13 protein-coding genes are annotated in these 16,711 nt (G+C 37.9%); 1 reads left to right on the forward strand and 12 read right to left on the reverse strand.

What is annotated here, in order from left to right; all coding sequences use genetic code 11:
- Nucleotides 1-21: 21 nt before the first annotated feature.
- Both QYZ87_09855 and QYZ87_09860 read right to left on the reverse strand, forming a co-directional pair.
- A complete protein-coding gene (locus QYZ87_09855) occupies nt 22-2,094 on the reverse strand; it encodes a DNA topoisomerase 3 (protein MDN4754814.1) in 2,073 nt (690 codons plus the stop codon).
- A gap of 15 nt (nt 2,095-2,109) precedes the next feature.
- On the reverse strand, nt 2,110-3,519 hold the full coding sequence (locus tag QYZ87_09860; protein MDN4754815.1) for a DUF3945 domain-containing protein: 1,410 nt from the start codon (nt 3,517-3,519) through the stop codon (nt 2,110-2,112).
- A gap of 531 nt (nt 3,520-4,050) precedes the next feature.
- On the opposite strand from QYZ87_09860, the gene QYZ87_09865 reads away from it, so the two are divergent.
- Entirely contained in the window at nt 4,051-4,890 is an 840-nt protein-coding gene (locus QYZ87_09865; protein MDN4754816.1) for a transposase, read from the forward strand.
- A 312-nt stretch (nt 4,891-5,202) separates the two neighbouring features.
- Here the strand turns inward: QYZ87_09865 and QYZ87_09870 are convergent, their stop codons facing one another.
- From QYZ87_09870 to mobC, 10 genes are all read right to left on the reverse strand, one after another.
- Entirely contained in the window at nt 5,203-5,505 is a 303-nt protein-coding gene (locus QYZ87_09870) for a BlaI/MecI/CopY family transcriptional regulator (protein MDN4754817.1), read from the reverse strand.
- Nucleotides 5,506-6,157: 652 nt separating this feature from the next.
- Entirely contained in the window at nt 6,158-8,377 is a 2,220-nt protein-coding gene (locus tag QYZ87_09875; protein MDN4754818.1) for a peptidase domain-containing ABC transporter, read from the reverse strand.
- On the reverse strand, nt 8,358-10,685 hold the full coding sequence (locus QYZ87_09880; protein MDN4754819.1) for an outer membrane beta-barrel protein: 2,328 nt from the start codon (nt 10,683-10,685) through the stop codon (nt 8,358-8,360). Before QYZ87_09880 ends, QYZ87_09875 begins: the two co-directional genes overlap by 20 nt.
- Nucleotides 10,678-11,373, reverse strand: coding sequence for a hypothetical protein (locus QYZ87_09885; GenBank protein ID MDN4754820.1), 696 nt, complete (start codon nt 11,371-11,373; stop codon nt 10,678-10,680). The genes QYZ87_09880 and QYZ87_09885 overlap by 8 nt, the downstream gene beginning before the upstream one ends.
- A gap of 10 nt (nt 11,374-11,383) precedes the next feature.
- On the reverse strand, nt 11,384-12,373 hold the full coding sequence (locus tag QYZ87_09890) for a hypothetical protein (GenBank protein MDN4754821.1): 990 nt from the start codon (nt 12,371-12,373) through the stop codon (nt 11,384-11,386).
- A gap of 41 nt (nt 12,374-12,414) precedes the next feature.
- Nucleotides 12,415-12,624: a hypothetical protein gene (locus tag QYZ87_09895; protein ID MDN4754822.1), complete on the reverse strand. Its 210-nt coding sequence runs from the start codon at nt 12,622-12,624 to the stop codon at nt 12,415-12,417.
- Nucleotides 12,608-13,594: a grasp-with-spasm system ATP-grasp peptide maturase gene (gwsG, locus tag QYZ87_09900; protein ID MDN4754823.1), complete on the reverse strand. Its 987-nt coding sequence runs from the start codon at nt 13,592-13,594 to the stop codon at nt 12,608-12,610. The genes QYZ87_09895 and gwsG overlap by 17 nt, the downstream gene beginning before the upstream one ends.
- A 132-nt stretch (nt 13,595-13,726) precedes the next feature.
- The gene (locus QYZ87_09905; protein MDN4754824.1) at nt 13,727-13,921 is read right to left on the reverse strand and encodes a hypothetical protein; all 195 of its coding nucleotides are present in this window, start codon (nt 13,919-13,921) and stop codon (nt 13,727-13,729) included.
- 135 nt (nt 13,922-14,056) lie between these two features.
- A complete protein-coding gene (locus QYZ87_09910) occupies nt 14,057-14,557 on the reverse strand; it encodes a hypothetical protein (GenBank protein ID MDN4754825.1) in 501 nt (166 codons plus the stop codon).
- 161 nt (nt 14,558-14,718) lie between these two features.
- Complete coding sequence (mobC, locus tag QYZ87_09915; GenBank protein MDN4754826.1) at nt 14,719-16,701, reverse strand: conjugal transfer protein MobC; 1,983 nt, start codon at nt 16,699-16,701, stop codon at nt 14,719-14,721.
- Nucleotides 16,702-16,711: the final 10 nt, after the last annotated feature.

Raw genomic sequence — 16,711 nt, forward strand, 5'->3', positions numbered from 1 at the left:
ATAAAACTTTTAGGAGGTCTGCTATTTCTTACTTTTCTTGTCTCTTGCCTCAAATTCAAAAGCAGTGGTAAAATCCTCCCTTAGCACCAATCGGGCATTGAACTTCTTACCTGCCTTACTGGTCATCCCTTTGAGGATGGGAGTCTTGCCCTTGGTGATAAGGTCTTGGATATTGCTGTCAGAGAGGAATGTGCCACACAGCTGTCGGAATACTTTGAAGCCACAAGTGTCGTCTTTGCACTTTGCCACCTTATTGTAGATGGCGAAGCTCTCCTTACCACACTTAGGACACTTATAAGTTGGGTACTGCTTAGTCGGAGCTGTCAGTGCCAATAATTCAGTGCAGATTTGGCGAGTGTACTCCTTAATGCCCTTCTCAAACTCACCTATCTCTAAAGCTCCAGCTTCAATTGCTGTAAGAGACAACTCCCAATTGCCTGTCATCTCGGCATTGGCAATCTTCATCTCCTTGACAATCTCATAGACTACAAGCCCCTTATCAGTAGGTACAAGTGACTTCTTTTCTCTACGAACATAGTCTCTGAGGATAAGTGTCTCAATGATATTAGCTCTTGTTGCTGGAGTGCCGATACCGCACTCTGCCAACGCTTTCTTACTCTCGGTATCCCCCACCTCTTTGCCAGCGTGTTCCATAGCTGAGAGCAGGGTTGCCTCAGTATAGAGTGGTTTTGGCTTGGTAGATTGTTTCAGGAGTTCGGCACTTTGCAATGGTAGGGTTTCCCCCTCCAAGATGGTTGGGAGCTTCTCAAGCTCCTCCTCTTCACCCTCTTTTCTTTCATTGTTGGACTTGTCTTGAACAACCTTCCAACCAAGGGAGACAGGTCGCTGACCTTTCCAGACGAAGTGATGCGTACCATCTGTCATCTCTACCTGCATACGCTCCTCCTGGGAGGGTGGCAGGAATGCCTCGACAAAGCGATGGGCAATCATCGTGTAGATGGTTTGCTCATCAGCGGAGAGCATCGGATACTCCTCGCCAGTCGGGATGATAGCGTGGTGGTCAGTCACCTTGCTGTCGTCCACAGATTGGCGATTGAGATTGGTGGGAATGGTCTGCTTCCGTACCTTGGTGATGAGCTTGGGCACTTCTTCAAAGATGTCCTCGGAGATGTACCTACTACCTGTGCGTGGGTAGGTGGTTACTTTCTTCTCGTAGAGGCTCTGTGCAATAGACAAAGTCTTATCGGCAGAGAAACCGTGGCGACTATTGGCTTCCTTTTGGAGTGCGGTCAGGTCGTACAAGAGTGGTGGTGGAGTTTCCGTCACCTTTCTTGTGACCTTAGTGACCGTAAGCGAGCCGTGAGTGCGAAGCTGTGCGAGCATGCTCTGGGCGTCCGCTTCATTGTCGTACTGCTCTTGCGAATTGGCTCGAATCGTGAGGTCGGTGTGACTAACGGAAGCGGTGAGTTTCCAGTAAGGCACCGACTGAAACGCTTTGTTCGCTAGGTAACGAGAACAAATCATAGCCAAAGTGGGTGTCTGCACTCGTCCCAATGAGTAACCGCCACGCCTTGCAATAGACAAGGCTCTACTGGCATTGATACCCACGCACCAGTCCGCTTCGCTCCTTGCTTTGGCTGAAAGGTAAAGGTTGTCGTACTGCCTGCCTGACTTTAGATGGGCAAGCCCCTCTTGGATAGCCTTATCGGTCAATGAGGAAATCCAAAGCCTTTGAAATGGCTTTTGACAACCTAAGTAGTGGTAGATGTAGCGGAAGATAAGCTCTCCCTCTCGTCCTGCATCGGTAGCCACAATGATTTGGTCTGCCTCGGTGAAGCAGTGACGAATCACCTTAAGTTGTTTGATGGCTGACGGGTCATCGTGGTACTCTTTATCCTTACGGACTTGTCGCACTACTAATTGGTGGGGATTGGGGAGTATCGGCAGGTCATCAGCTCGATACTCACGAAATCCGTACACTTCAGGCATAGCTAGTGTGACAAGGTGACCAATCGCCCAAGTGACGAGGTAGCCACTCCCCTCGATGTAGCCCTCCTCTTTACGGTTTGCTCCAACAATTCGGGCAATATCACGAGCCACAGAGGGCTTCTCTGCGATGATACATGTAGTCATAGTCTGCCGGTGATATTAAAGTTTACGACCTCGTGAGGTTTTCTTCTTCTGTGTGGCGTTCTCCGCCTGCTTCTCAGTAGGCTGGATCTGCTTAGACTTAAGAGGCTCTTGTACCTTCTTAGTCGCCTCGTTGGTCTTACCCTCGTTATTGACCGCCACTTGGGTCTTGTGTTCTTCTGCGACAGCTTCCACTTTATCTGTTGATTGCTTCTTGTCGGGATTGAAGCGGAAGAAACGAAGTCTATTCTCATCAGGCATCAGCTTCACATAGGCATTGAAAGATTGCCCTTGCTTATCCACCATATTCTTTAGATAAAGTGTCGCTCCATTGGTGAGTGCCTGCTGTTGCTTCTCAGATAGCTCTAGTCCGCAGAGCTTCTTAGGGATGCGAGGTTGATTCTGTTCTTGTGACTGCTCATGTCGCTGTTTGTAGTTTTGGGAGTTGTCAAAGATGAACTCGATGCCTTTCTTCTCTGCATTGACTTGAAGTGTAGCATCAAAGGGCTTGTTGTTCCTTGAGAGCATACCCTCCACTTTGACTGCCTTCCCCTCCACGAGCTCTTTATACTGTTGGTCGGTTAGTTCTACACCCTTAATCTCCTTTGGAATAGAAACTCTATCGGCACGGAGAGCAACCAACTCATTAGTCAGCGGGTCAATAGAGACATAAGCTGAGAATGGTTCACCATTCTTCGGTGTCAGCTCCACCACCTTACCAAGGTTACCCATTGTCTGTAGTGTGGTTTTCTCCTCATCTGTGAACTTGTATCCCAGATATGGGAAGTCCAGTTTTGGCTCCTTGCGGATATTGTGAATCGCCAAACCGATTTCACCATCTTCATTGGTGCGAAGTGCGAGCCGAGCATCTGTGTAGATGGTCTCACTACCAGCTTTCACCGCAATGGTCACAAGGTCGGACTTCTGCCAATTGAGTAGCTTCTCTAATTGTCCGCTCTCTTCCAATCGCTCCTTAGTGACTCCAATAGTTTCCAACTGCTTCCAATCTACCTTGTTTTTGGGAATGGCCGTAGTCTTCTTCTGCATTGGTAGGAAGTCCTCAAAGCGAACCTGGCTCTTCTCCAATTCTGCTTTAATCTTCGGGTCTTCACGCTCAGGCAACATAGTCTTGAGAGCCTCCACGCTCTTCTCCACTCCGTGAGCTGCTACCTTGTAGAGTCCAAAGTGGGTAGGATTGTTGAACTGCCTGAGGAAGTTGCTCATGAAGTTCTTGAGCAGACCATCCTTGTTGTTGAACTTTAGGAAGACAGCTTGATTGGCATCTATCGGCTCAGCCGTCTTGAGCTTGCCCAACTCGTCCATTCCTGTTACCACAGAAAGCTTACCTGCCTCCTGCTCATTCTTCACTTCAGTGCGATCCTCCAAAATCAGCACATACTCCTGTTGTCCATTGTCATTCTGTTCCATAACACATATTATTTTGGTTATCAATCATATTACCAAGCAAATATATTCGCTAAGGCAATACGATTTTCCAAATCGTGAAACAGAGGGAACTAAAATTATAAGGTCGGAAAAAAGCACCACTTTCCTCCGACCTTATAACGCGAATTGATACTGTCCCGAAAAAGTGTGTAAGTCGCAAGAATATTATCTTTGAAAATAGAACTAATAAAAGAGAACAAACATGAAACTTACACAGGAGCAATTTAAGGAAATTCTAACAAATGAGATGACTGAGCCTAATGGTTTGTCTCGTTTAATGTCGTTAATTATCGAGATAGCGATGGACGGTGAGCGAGAGCTGTACAAAGAGGCTAGTGGGGATGTGAGTAATGGGTACCGCCCTCGCCGAATCTTTGCAAGCGGTAATATGCTTGAATTACGAGTTCCGAGGACACGCCAGCGAGGATTTATGCCATTGATTCTAGGGCTTCTGAAGGACCAAGAGAAAGAGATGGCGAGTTGGCAGGGTATCTGTATAGCTGTGGGAATACAATGGAAGATATCTCTGGAGTTTTTGAGCGGCTCTATGGTAAACGATATAGTACGAGCCAAATCAATCGTCTTTCTCTATCAACACAAGAAGCCGTTGAAGCGTGGCGTCATAGACAACTCCCAAGAACACTTGAGGCACTTATGATTGATGCTACATTTCTCCCCGTTCGTAAAGGAGATAGCGTGAGTAGGGAGGCGTTCTTTGTGGTAATGAGTTTAGATAGAGAAGGTCGTCGAGATGTTATCGGAGTATACAATAACCCCACCGAGGGTAGTGGTATTTGGGGCGAGGCCTTTATGGATATTAAAAGAGGATTAGAGGAGGTTGGCTTGATTGTTTCTGATGGCCTTAACAACATAGAGGAGGTGGCACAGCAACATTTCTCGGGAGTGGAGGTACAGCTTTGTACAGTCCACCTTCAAAGAGAAATAGCTCGTAAAGTACGACCGAAAGATAAGTCCGCCATCGCAAGTGATCTTCAAGAGGTCTTTAGGAAAGAGGATTCAAGTCGCTCTTCAATTGATGGTTTGGCGAGTTTCAGAAGCGTTGCAGAGAGATGGAGTAAAAGCTATCCCTTTCTCTGTAAGATGGCTTACGGCAATCGGATAGAGTATTACTTCACCTATCTGAAATACGAAGTGGGTGTTAGGAAGTACATCCATAGTACCAATTGGATAGAACGTTTCAATAGACAAATAAAGAAAGGTGCGCGATATAAGTGTGCCCTCCCCAGTGTAGACTCAGCTCTGCACCTGATCGGGAGCATAGGAATAAATGCGACCTATCTAAGAAAAAGGATAGGAGATTTAACCAGTGGACTGAGGAAAATAAATAATTGAAGACCTGATAGATATGCGCTTTATTCCCAACACAAAGATATAAACCCAAAGAATACGGCAAGGCGGTGTCTCCGCGGTGCTACGACAGCCTTGCCTTAATTCTTTCTTGGTTGGGGTTGGTTGTTTATGGGAAGCAAAGCGAAATAATAAGTAGCTTTGCAATTCAAAGAAGCGTTCTAGTATACACACTTTTTTGGGGACACTACCCCTCATTGTATACTTTTAAAATTTTATCGGACACCAGTAATATGTTTATATCTTTTTGTTTATTATAGTTGGTAATATAATGATAGTTTATATTACAATACTTTTCTAATACACGCTAATTATTTTATTTACTAAAGTTACAAACTTTTCCTTATCTGATTCATAAACATTTAATAAGAAATGATCAAGAATAAAATATAGATACTCTTCCTTTGATATCAAAACCTGGTAAAGGTATTTCTGTTTTAATGATGTTGGAACTAGGCTAACAAACCTTTTCTCCTGCAATCGTTTGACAATTGATGCAGTAGTTGTATAAGGGAAGTTTACGGGTATATCTCCAATCGAAAACGGAGAAGGAGACTTCCAAATACCTATTAAAACAAGTTCTTCTTTTTCTGTAAGCATAAATTGGCTTCTATGTACTGAATGTTTTCTTTGTAATTATTGCAGAGTTTATGAAGGCTGGAATAGATTGATAACGATCTGATAAATATGTACGCAAGTCTAAATAGGCACTCATTAATATCTGGTCATTATGTATTGGAGTAATTTTTGAAACTACTAGAGGTATGGAATACCTATCGCTATTTAACAAGATATGACTATTTAATTCAAGAAATCTATCATTACTATTGTTAGAAACGAATTCGCAAGTAATTTGCAAATCAGATGACTTTAGCAAGTTGCTAACATAGAATTTATTTCCATTACAAATTAAAAGGTTGAACATACTATGATCATCATACTTAAAAAGAAAGTATATATCCGTAAAATCACCGAACAAGTGACTTCCGTACGCAACATTATCACTATTAATAGATGTAAAGCAGACCGCTTCTTCATTAAAAAAAACAATTTTAAATTTCACATCATTTGCAACCGCATTTTTAAAGTCTTTTTTTAACGATATTAACATTATACCCAATAGAACCAACAAAGCACACAAGAATAACATACCAATTTTATAATATCTACTTTGTTTTTGGCTGAGTATATTCTGTACATTTGGACTATGTTTAATGTCTTCAACGCTATTTCTGTTTATATTCGTCATATACTAATTACCCATTTCTAATTGATTTTTCACAAGCTTGTAGTAATACCCCTTTAGACGTGTCAATTCTTGATGTGTTCCTTGTTCTACAATTCTACCATTATCCAAAACAATAATATTATCTGCATTCATAACGGTACTTAATCTATGAGCAATAACTACTGTCGTTTTATTTTTAAAAAAATCATTCAAATTATCCATTATCTGCCTTTCATTATTTGCATCAAGTGAATTTGTCGCCTCATCCAAAAAAATATAGCTGGGGTTTTTATACACCATTCTAGCTATCAAGATTCTTTGTTTTTGACCTTGACTAAGTCCAACTCCCTCCATCCCAATTCGTGTGTCATATTTTAAAGGAAGAGTATCTATATAATCATTAATGCATGCTACTTTTGCTGCATGAATAACCTGTTCCATATCTACAGTCTCCCAATCAGAAAGAGCAATATTTTCAGTAATTGTATTTGAAAAGATAAATCCATCTTGTAGAACTGCACCTATTTTAGACCTCCAATAATAAGGATCGATTTCAGAGAGAGTGATTTCCCCTATATTTATTTGACCTAAAGTAGGTGTATAAAAACCCAGCAATAATTTCATCAAGGTTGTTTTTCCACTTCCACTTGCACCTACTATAGCAGTTACCTTATTATTTGGAATAAAAAGGCTTAACTCCTCAATAACCATTCTAGATTCTGGATAATTATATGAGAATGAGATATTGTCTACTCTTAAATCGCAACTTTGTATAGTATCGGGGACTACCCTTTTATTTTTGTATTCATCATCACACTGAATTACCTCATTAATTCTACTTATACTTATTGATGCATCTTGAGCTGATTTGACAAACTGAATAAGTTGTTCTATTGGTGCTGATAATTGACCAATAACAAACATTATTGACATCATAGCACCAATTGAAATTTCCCCATCTACTACAGATCTAGCCGCAAAATAAGTAATACTCATATTAACAAATTGTCCAAAAAAAAGCCCCCCTGTTCTCTGAATTTGTGCTAATAGTAAACTTTTTATACTGATTTGATATAAATTAGCTTGGATATTTTCCCAACTCCAAATTTCTTTTTTTTCGCTCCTATTGATCTTAATTTCCGAAATACCACTTACAATCTGAATTAATTTAGCTTGTTCGCCTGAAGATTGAGCAAACCTCCTATTGTCAAGTTCTTTTCTATATTTTAAGAAAAACAGCACCCACGTAACATAAATAAAATTACCTATTGCAAAAATAATAAAAAAAGAAAGCTTATAGTATGCAAGAAGTATAGAAAAGACGATAAAATTCAGAATTGAAAAGATTGCTAAAAAAGATTCCCCTGTAAGAAATCTCTCTACACGATAGTTATCTTCAATTCTTTGCATAATGTCGCCAACATTCTTCTTGTCAAAAAAAGATATAGGTAACCTCACTAACTTTTTCAGAAAGTCTGAAATAAATAAAATATTTATCTTTGAATTTATCTGCAGCAAAGCCCAAGAACGCATAAAATCAATCAGAAATCTAGAGAGTACTATTCCTAATTGTGCCAATATGATTATCCAAATAACATCTTTTTTCTCAAGTTTTATTCCAACATCAACTATTTTTTGTGTCAAGAGAGGAAATATGAATCCCAATACACTAGATATTGCTAAAAACACTAATATTTGTAAAAATAAGCCCTTGTATCCTTTAGCATATGGGATAAAAGTCGTCCAAGCAGATTTTTTACCATCGTTTTTCTTCTCTTGCTGAAAATTATTACTCGGAGATAATAATAAGACAACTCCTTTCCCATTTTCTGTTTCAAAAGGGGAACGAAACTCATCATAAGAAAATTTACAAAACCCTTGTGCTGGATCAACCATATAAAAAAATGAAGCACTTTTCTTGTTTTTTATTTTATAACAAACCATAAAGTGCTTCTGATTCCAATGAACAATGCAAGGACCATTAAAATGAGCTTCCAATTCTTTAGCTGTTACCAGCGTTGGAAACGTCTCAAATCCCAATTTCTCTGCTGCTGTATTCAGCCCATACAAAGAGACCCCATCTTTAGCGATTCCACACCAATCTCGAAGAATTTCAAGCTCTGTGTCTTTCCCATAATATTTTGCTATTATTTTTAAGCATGTTGGACCACAATCCATTGAATCATGTTGTTTATAAGCATGTATTCTATTACGAAATAAAATGTTAAAAACGTTTGCTCTCATTGCTACTTACTCTATTCCTATAGCTAGGTCTTACAGAATTAAACCGGTAAGAGATATTCATACTCACTCCAGAAAAATCCTGATATTCAATCTCTTGTGCAATAATTCCTGACATCGCTCGTGTCCTATAAAGTTTATTGTTAAGAAATAAGTTTTGTAGATTAAAATCAAAAGTGAAATCTTTATAGCTCTTTGACAGCATTAAACGATAATTCCACCTTTCAGATAAAGTTACAAACAAACTATTACTTTTCGTGATATAACTCGCATACAAGCCGAGTCTAAAATCATGTCCCAAATCAAAGTAATGATCAGTTGAAACCATAAGTCTTGGCTCAGCATATGTAATATCATCATATTTCAAAAATTGTTTTTGAAAGTTCAGTTTCAACGAAGGGGAATAAAAGCCGAAAGAATCTCTCCAGTTTAATCCTATGTTAAGCACCGTATAGCTAGGGATATTTATTGTCCTCTTTAAGATTATGCTTTTATTATCACCATATTTCTCAAGTGATGTTGTGGCTGTATTATGTATAAAGTTATAACTTGCATTTAATGAAAAATTCTTATACGATGCAAGAAGTTGTATTAAATCAGTAGTTTGGTTAAATAACAAAGGATTACCCTGTTGATATACATACTGATTCTCAATGATTATAAAGTTGTTCAATGATGCATATGATGGCCTATTAATACTCTTTCTATAAGAAAGCGTAGATCGTATGTTATTAGCGGAATATGTAAGAGACGCAGTTGGATTGAAAAAGTGCGGTGTCGGCTTTTCCAAAGATTTCCTTACCCCTTTTTCTTCATATGATGACTTTTCGTACTCATATCTTATACCTCCATATACTGAGAATTTATTCCATTTTGCTCTTATGTCTAAATATACCCCTAAAAGCGTCTGTTTATTAAAGACATTAGAATTAGTAATATTTGTTGCTATACCCTCTTCATCTTTTATAAGATCACTTTTGTTGGAGCTAATAGTTATTTCGGAACCATATCCTATAGTTATATTCCTGATTGGAGTCTTAAAAGAGATCATTGAAGAATTCATTATAAAGTTTTGATTACCTTTTGTAACTACAAATGCGGATGTTTTATCTTCATTGTATGCAAATTCCTTTGACGTCTGTCCAAATAAGAGTTCATCCGTTACATTTATGCTAGTATTTCCTATTTTCCCATTATAATATATACTAGAGGTTGACCTTAAAGGTTTGGTATTAAGTTTAGATGTAATCGGAGTATTTAATAATTCGTCTCCATTTATAATGTGCTTGAGACCTTTAGAAAATATATCGAAATTTGATTTGCCAATATTCAAATTAGTGACAAAGCCCACATTAGTATTTTTTGATGGTTCGTAGTTCATTGTTAATCCTGCCATTAAGAAATTACTTCTGTTCCTAATATCAGAATTATTTGATGTCTCAATTAAATTATCTCTTTCGTTTTTTATTGAATAATAATCCTCACTTCTATTTGATATAGCGGTATGACTATATCCTACATTAAAGTTCCAATAACTTTTTTCGGTACCATGAGAAACATTGACCCCCGTATACGCACTAAGGTTATTTTGCATAAGCATATACTGATTAACGGAAGCACTTGTATTATTTTCTTTTTTGATTGTATTAATCTTTATTATAGATTTCGTTGATGCTTTATATTGCACCCCAGGAGTATTAATAACCTCTACACTAGCAATATCTTGTGAGCGCAATCTTTGTAAAACTGAGGGATCTTGCACTTTTTGACCATTAAGGTAAATCGTGGCATTACCACCAGTACCAAGAACAGTATATGATCCCCCTCCACCTTGAACAAAGGGAATTCTATTAAGCAAGTCATCAATGGAACCACTATTTTTTAATGATGGTATTGATGAGATATTTGCAATGAAAGTACCATCATCCTTTAATGAGAAAGCTTTTTTCTTACCTATTACCATGATTTCTTGTAACTGAGTAGTTGAGACATCTAAAACTACCTCTATTTCGCTATCTGAGAAAGCTTCTAACGAGATAACCTTAGGCTCATAGCCAATGCAAAAAAACTTTATTAGCTTAGGAATTAGCTCTGTTTGCTCCTTTTGATGAGTTGAAATTACAAACTTACCCAGTTCATCAGTAATGCCACCGGTAATATAGGATGAATCCACAGACAATAAAATAACATTCGCAAACTCTATTGGGCTTCCATCCTCTTTTGAAGTTACTCTACCTTGGTAAGTTTGTGCAGATCCTAATACTTGACCAAGGACCAATATAAAAAGGAACACAATCAATCTTCTATTCATAGCATTTATTTCCTTTCAATAAAAAAACACTCTTCGCAATATTGTAACTAATAGGGTTAATTCTATCTATTATATAGTTTGACGTAGTTATAAAACTACTAAATTCAACTGGATTCCAAGCTTTTGTAGTATAAAAATCAGTCGCACTATCTACGCCTTGAATAACATATAGAATTGAAAATGTATCAAAATAATCTTTTATTATCACTCTATTCCTTTTCTTTGTCATATACACTTCTCGTTGGAAAAAGAATGTATCAGATAAAGACTTTATGCCTATATCAATGTTGCTATTATATTGACATACCCATTTATTGCTATCAATATCATAAGAGTACAAGTAATGAGCGTTTGACTTATTATCTCTTATACTTGACTTCAAAATCATAAAATCATTGGAGAAAGCGATGATTGTGTCATTGTGTGAATTACAATCTCTTAATACATCTTCAAGGTAATTTAATTTCTGAGAAGAAATTGAATCACTACAAAATAACAACTTTTTTGTGGTAAGATCTATTGTCCACAAATCAGCTTTGAAAAGAGTTTCATTATTTAAGAACAATGAGTTGTCAGCAATTTGTGCGTTATGACACTTTGGTACAAAGCAAAGTTTTTGAGACACACAGGATGACATAACACATAAAGTCAGACAAAAGAAAAAACATACTGATTTATTCTTGCACATAATACTAAATTTAAGGATTATATTCGCATTTTATTTGTTTTGTAAATGTATTATTTTGATTTTTAGCTTGACAGCGACAGTCTAAACATGCATATCTAAATTCACAATTTTTGCAATCGTCAACTGAATCTTTAGTTATAGACCAGTATTCTTGAAATTTCTCCGACTTCATTATTGAGCGAAATTGATGTGAGTGGTCATCAAGATGGCCATAATTATTAGTCATTAATGGGCAGTTTTTTATTAATCCATTTTCATCAATGCAAATCTTCCTATATAAACAATTGTTAAATGTTTTTGATTCTATGTAAAACTGTGTTTGAGCTCTCATGTTAAACTCTGAGACCCCACCACACATATTTCTTTTCAATAACGGCTTATCTATTGTTACTACCGTGAGATTACTCCCAATATGATTCACTTTTCTTTCACGTTCTTCGTAAAAAACAAACGAACATACTCGTCCATATCGCCTTTTAAAATCTTTGATGTTCTCAATTGACTTTCCTTCCAAAATATTACAATGAATTTCTATATCCCTTACGGTCGAATTGTTAAATTCAATAACATCACGCTCTATTTCAGTAAGTTTAACTGGATAAAGATAACGAATACTTATAGCTCCACAGCCTACATCACTGAGTTTTTCAGCTAAGCTACTCATGGAGTATGAGGAATATTTATCTCTATCAATGATTGCATTTTCACAAATCCTTTGGGGATAATATGTTAAATCTATGGGTCTAAAAAAATGATTTACTGTTGTAGATATGCAAAGTTGATTGGAAATTAAAGTGTCAATGAACGCTTGACTGTTATCAAAGTTAGCATCGATAGAATTTACCTTATAAATTCCAGTTTCTTTATCAACCTCAAAGAGACAAAGATATTTATTTGGGAAGCGATATATTCCATTCCTCTGCAGGTCATAAATACAAGAATTGTTGTGCCCAATAACTAAAACACAACAAGGAGCTAAAATTTTATCTGTAGTAGGCATATACGATAAGATTTATTTTACGTAAGACAAAGAGTAGTAGGTTAGTCACAATCAGGTATGATTATGTCCTTATAGTATGGATAAGCAACATGATCTGCATTATTATAGTAAGAACAATGCAATGATTTATAGTTAACCTCTACAATAGTGTTCTTGTCTGATTTATTTATCTCTTCAGCCAACAGAGCATTCAACGATAAGGATGAGAGAATATCGTCATCTAGGTCATTCCTATTAAGCATTCTTTTCATGATACTCGATATCTTTTTTGATAAGTACTTCAGCAACCTTATTATGTAATCCGTAATTACAAGAATAATCAACCATTCCAAATTGACCTGTAGGATTTACCTCTAAAAAGACAAGCTGGTCGTCTGGAGTAAATATAAAATCAATTGAACCTGTATTTAAAGATAACCGACTCATTAGCTGATTTATTTTTTGTTCATATTGAGAAGGTAACTGAATTGGAATAAATCTATTTGGATTATTGAAATCGTATTTCCTATAATCGATGGACGTTTCAGCATCTTCTTGTGACATTATAGCCATTGAATAACATCTCCCCATGAGATAAAACACCCGCACTTCAAATTGTTTAGGAATCGCCTTCTGTACCATAGAGGGCATAAAAGTACGAGGCAAATCATTTAAACTACACTCGTCAATGAGTGTAGTATACATAGAATAACTGCTACCTTCAGAAAAAATAATCAGAGGATCATAAATAGATTTTGATATAAGCACACCTTCTTCTTGATTAATTTGAGACAATTGAAATTTATTGTTTACAATATACGTGGGCGGTACTGTAAACCCCAAATCTTTTGCAATCTCAAGAACGATAAACTTATTAACATTGATTTTTCGTGGGTTTGTCAACCAAAAAGAATCCTTAAAATAAAATTCAAAGACTTCAATCACTTTTGAAAACTCTGTAGATAAATACGATTGAGCAGTAGGCTCTAAAACCTTTTGCATGTTCTTGTACTGTCGACTCTTTCTAAAGAAGCCAAACTTTCTAAACCAAACTGCACCTATGTCCTTTGGATTTATGGTTTGCCCATCAACCTTAATATACTTACTATGAGCAGAAATTTCAAGTGGATAGTCTAATAAATCAAACGAATTAATACGAATGCAATCCGCACCTAACATCTTAAGGTGATCAATAACAATATCGGCAGAATAATCACCATGGTTCGATAAAAGCAAAATCATTATAAGGAATCTTTTGTCAAAAGAGAGGGGTGTAAATAAGCGAAATAAAAAAGTCAAAAAGCTAACTGAAAATATCAATTAACCAGAAGAAAAGACTATATTCACCCGCCTACTTACACTCCTCTTCACATTTTAGTCGTTGTGGATTCCATCATCACCATCACAGCCATTACCATGATCTGGACAGCCGTCAGGGGTATCTACACTTAATTCTTCCTCTTTTGGAGTTACGGTTACAGTGTGAAGGGTATAGCCACCTTTCATTGACTTCATACCTTCATTGTTAATCTTTAAAAGACCTTCGGTTGTTCTTTTTAGTGTTTTCATTGAAGTAAATTTTAAAATACCTACTCTATTATTCATCTTTTCGGTACCTGACTAGTTACCCTCTAGTAACGCCATAAATTTAGTGATTATTTTTTTAAGTGCCAAATATCCCGTCAATTTTCTTCATCCCTAGATTCAAGTACCAAGTAAATCAATAATTCTCGCTTTTATATTTTCATATGTCGTATTTAACTTGTTCTTCGCGTTTTTTATTAATCTGGATGTATGCGACATCGCATCTCTTATAGGTTTATATTCTTGTGCATCTCTATGTAAAGACGCTTTTCTGACATCGCCTTTAGATATAGTTTCAGCAATATATGTTAAATCATCCATTGCAAAGTATAATAAATCGCTATCATCTTCCCGAATGTTAAAGTTGATATTGGCAGCTTCTTTTGCATCATTTGCTTTTTTACGGTATTTATCAATATCCTGTTTCCTCTTCTCATCTAGAACAATATCTTTTTCTGTTATATATTTTCTTAATGGATTTTCCGAAATAAAACATTCTCCGTATGAAGGAATGTTAAATACGGCATCCTCTTCTAAATCAGACACCCATCTTTCCACTTTCTCTTTGTTGTCATTATCACTGTCTACAGGAACAAAATCTCTTGAGATTTCATTAAACAACTCTTTGGATTTTCGTTCTCTTGCTGATATTCAATGGTATATGCAATATCTTGAGTCTTTTTCTCGTGCAACATTCTCAACATACTGACTCCCTCTGTCACTATGAAAAATCAGTCCTCGAACATCTAGGCCATGTGTTTAGTCTGCTTTTAACAAACATCTCAGAGAGGGGCTGATTTGATGCGGGTGATTTCGCTGTCCACGAGAGCGAGGACTTCTTGCTTGACTTGACGATAGTTGGCATTGATGGCTTCTTGGAGACCATCGGAGCCATCTTCTTTAGTGAAGTCTGCAATTGTGGGGATGGGTTGGTACTGCTGCATTTCCGCAGAGACTTTGGCTGAGTCCACTACAATCTCAGCGTGGAATATTTTCTGCTCAATACGCTCATCAAAGTTGTCAGAGACTGCACCCACAAACATACCTTGTGTGAGGTTGCTGATTTTGGAGGCAGGAATAAGGCTATCCATCTGAGTAGAGATAGAGGTGGACTTATCATTGCGGTTAATGGTCATTGATTGACGCTGTTGTAAGACTTTGCCAAAGCGCTCAGAGAGGGTCTTGGCGGTTTCACTAACCACTTGACCTGAGAATACATTGCCCACCGTATTCTGTATCACCTTACTCTCCTTATCCCCATAGTCACGAGTGAGCTGCGAGAAATCCTGAAAGCCCAAGCAAACAGCAACCTTATTACTTCGGGCTGTTGCGATTAGGTTGTCCAATCCACGGAAGTATATGGTCGGCAACTCATCTATAATCACCGAACTCTTTAGTTGGTGTTTTTTGTTGATGAGCTTCACAATACGGCTATTGTATAGCCCGAGAGCCGCAGAGTAGATATTTTGGCGGTCAGGATTATTACCTACCACAAGTACCTTTGGCTCTTTCGGGTTATTGATGTCGAGCGAGAAATCATCGCCTGTCATTACCCAGTAGAGAGCAGGTGAAATCATACGAGAGAGCGGTATCTTGGCTGATGCAATCTGCCCTTGTAGCTGGTCCTGAGCTCCACCCTCCCAAGCATCCATAAAAGGCGAGAGATAGTTAGCAAGTTCATCATAAGCAGTCAAGATGGGGAATATCTGAGCATAAGGGCGATTGAGGAACTCAATAGCATGTGGAAACGTGCAGTACTTCCCGTGCTCGTATATCTTTAGATACCAGATGATAGCCGCAAGTAAGATGATAGGTGACTCCACGAAGAAGTCCCCCTGCTTTTGTATCCAAGTTCGGTTGAGGTTAAGCATAATGGTATAGGCACTCTCATACGCATCCGAGATGTCCGTCATGAAAGCAGGATTGATTGGATTACACCGATGGGACTTGCGAGGGTCATCAAAGTTGATTACAAAGAACTGAGGCTGCACTTCATACGCATCAAGGTGATGACGCAGATGGTTATAGGCAATCTCGGAGAGGTCTGGAAATTTATAGTCGTAGATATACATAGCAAAGCCTTTCTCTATCTGTTGCTTGATGTAGTTATTGACAATGGCATACGACTTACCCGAACCAGGTGTCCCCAGCACCATAGAGGCACGAAACGGATTAACGATATTGATCCACCCATCATTCCATTTCTTCTTGTAGTAGAAGCGAGTGGGCAGATTGATCGAGTACTCATTCATCATTAGCCTGGTCTCCTGCTGAAAGCTCTCATTCTCAATATTGAAGACATCGTCCATCAGGTTGTTTTTCAAGAGACGACTCATCCAAACTCCACCCATTAGTAGGCAGATATAACCTACCGAAAGCGTAAAGATATAGAGTGTGGCATTGCCTACACTACTAAAGGGCAGTGCTAATAGCCACCAATTGAGGAAAAAGAGTACAAACCCAACGGCTAACACCGTCCATATCTTTGTCCAAGTAATCTTCTCCTCTTTAACCCCTCTTGTCCCTAAGCAAGAGAGTCCAAGGAATAGCACACTAAAGAGCTTCGTCCAGAGAATCGAGCTAAACAGCCCAGTAGTTTTCTGGAAGTTCATCAAAATGGCATCCACCACACCAATGGTAAAGTGCCACTCCCGAAAAGCTTCGTAGCAAAACCAATAGTAATTGATGATGACGAAGAGAATAGAAATCCCCCTCATAAAGTCCATCACCTTACCTAATCCCCTCAAGTCATCTTCCTGTCCCATAATTATATAT

The organism is Porphyromonadaceae bacterium W3.11 (assembly GCA_030434245.1).
Classification (GTDB): domain Bacteria; phylum Bacteroidota; class Bacteroidia; order Bacteroidales; family Porphyromonadaceae; genus Porphyromonas_A.